The following is a 2315-nucleotide window of genomic DNA, read 5'->3' on the forward strand; positions in this document are numbered from 1 at the left end:
GGGCCAGCAGGCTCGGGCTGCACCCGCGCCGGGTCACGGCCTGATCGAACATGACCTGCACGAGGCTCTGGAGACCGCTGAGGCCGCCCCACGCGCCCATGACGCCGTGTACCGCCTCGTCCTTTTCGTCGGGACGCGACGGCGAATGATCCGAGCCGATACAGGACAGGGTGCCGTCCAGCACGTATTCCCAGAGCCCGTCTCGAGCCTCGGCGGTCCGCAGGGGCGGCGCACACTTGAAGACCGTACCGCATGACAAGAGGCTTTCTTCTGTAAAAACGAGGTAATGGGGGCAGGTTTCGCCAGTGACGGACAAACCATCGGCCTGTGCCCGGCGGACGAGTTCGGCCACGCGGGGATGGCTGACGTGGCAGATGTGCACGCGGGCCCCGGTTTCACGGGCCAGTTCGATGACGTTCGCCGTGGCGATGACTTCCGCGACCACGGGGCGGCTGTCCAGAAAGGCACGTCGGGTCCCGCCCCCGGCCTTCGCCTTCGCTTCACCGGCGCAGATAAGCGCGTGATCCTCACAGTGGAACCCGGCGAGGCCGCCGAAAGCCTTGATCCGGAACAACGCCTCACGCGCCAGCCCCATGTCCACACTGGAATACCCGAGGGACACGGGCGCAATGAAGGCCTTGAAACCCACGGCCCCGGCCGCGTCCATGCCCGCCAGTTCGGCGGTGTTGTCGGTCACGAGCCCGCCCCAGAGCGCATAGTCCACGAGACTGCGGCCCTCGAACACGGCCAGCTTGTTCGCGAAGGCATCCGCGGAGGTCAGGGGTGGCGTGTTTTGGAGAGGCATGTCGATGAGGGTCGTCACCCCGCCCACCGCCGCCGCTTCCGAGGCGTGCGGCAGGTCTTCGCGCCAAGTGAAGCCGGGATCGTTGATATGGGCGTGACAGTCCAGCATACCGGGCAGCACATACAACCCGGCGGCATCCAGCTCCTCGCGCGCCGGCAGCGTTCCGTCATCGGAGATCGCCGCGATTTTCCCATTCCTGACGTACAGATGCCCGCAGAAAACCCTATCGGCGGTGACCAACATTCCGTTCCTGATCGCTAAATCGAACATGCGGGCTCCGAGAGGCGGCGGCAGGCGCCGGAGAGATGTGCAGAGGGATCGTACGCCTACATAGTAAGATGGTTAAGCTGTCTGACCAGTTTAAATAAAACAAAAAATTACAGTAAGTTATTTATCTATTTTGGTTTATCATAACGTATTAGCCCTCTCTCCGCAACCCCTTGCCGTTTTTTCTCCTCATAAAACCTTCCGGAGCGTTCCCGAGACGCGCAAGGCGCGGCAGACATCCGTCCTCTCGAAAGATTGGGCACCGATCAGGGGACGATATGCGTCCCCTTGCCTTCCACGACCGCGGCGCGGACGTTTTCCGGCGAGGTGATGATGGCCTCCTTGCCGGTTGCCTTGACGAAATCCACCGCCGCCAGGACCTTGGGAAGCATACTGCCCGGAGCGAAGTACCCGGCTTCCACGCAGGCCATCGCCTCTGCCACGGTCATCCGGGAAATATTTTCCTGCTCGGGCGTTCCGAAATGGATGGCGACGTTGGACACCGCCGTGGAAATGACGAACAAGTCGCTCTTGATGCGTTTGGCGAGCAGGCAGGAGGTCAAATCCTTATCCACCACGGCATCGACGCCCTCATAGCCCCCTTCCGTACGGAACACCGGGATACCGCCGCCACCGCCCGCGATGAGGTGCAGGCCCGAGGCAAGGAGCGTTCTCAACCCGGCCTCCTCGACGATCTCCAAAGGGCGTGGAGAGGGTACGTAACGCCGGAAGCCGCGCCCGGCGTCTTCCCTGAGCACCCACGAGGGGTTTTCGCGGCGGAGGACCTCGGCCCGCTCGGGCGGGTAGAATTCGCCCACGGGCTTCGTGGGATTCCGGAAACCGGGATCGTCCTTGTCCACGACCACCTGCGTCAGCACGGCGATGGAATCCTCGCACAGGCCGCGCCGGAGGAACTCGTTCTTCAGCGTCTGCTGAATCTGGTACCCAATGCCGCCCTGCGTGTCCGCCACGCAAGTCACCAGCGGCAGGCCGTGCAGCCCGGACGTGGCGTGCGCGACTTCGCTCCGCCACAGCAGGAAGCCCACCTGCGGGCCATTTCCATAGGTGACAACCACCTGATATCCCAGCTCCACGAGGCTCACGATATGCTTTCCGGTGACGCACAGGGCCCTGTACTGATCCTGTACGGTCTGGGCGTCCTTACTGAGGATGAGCGAATTTCCGCCGATGGCGATAACTGCGACCTTGCGTGTCGGCATGTCTGCTTCTCCCGATGGCGGGT

Annotated in this window: 2 protein-coding genes; both read right to left on the reverse strand. The window is 63.0% G+C overall.

Annotated features, from left to right (window positions below; genetic code table 11):
- On the reverse strand, window positions 1–1075 hold a 1075-nt coding region (locus HMPREF0178_RS03000; RefSeq protein WP_039958507.1), incomplete at its 3' end, for an amidohydrolase family protein.
- Window positions 1076–1338: 263 nt separating this feature from the next.
- Window positions 1339–2292, reverse strand: a complete 954-nt coding sequence (locus HMPREF0178_RS03005; protein WP_009378954.1) for a carbamate kinase — start codon at window positions 2290–2292, stop codon at window positions 1339–1341.
- Between the last annotated feature and the right edge of the window lie 23 nt (window positions 2293–2315).

Origin of the sequence: Bilophila sp. 4_1_30, assembly GCF_000224655.1 — a bacterium.
Lineage (GTDB): Bacteria > Desulfobacterota > Desulfovibrionia > Desulfovibrionales > Desulfovibrionaceae > Bilophila > Bilophila wadsworthia.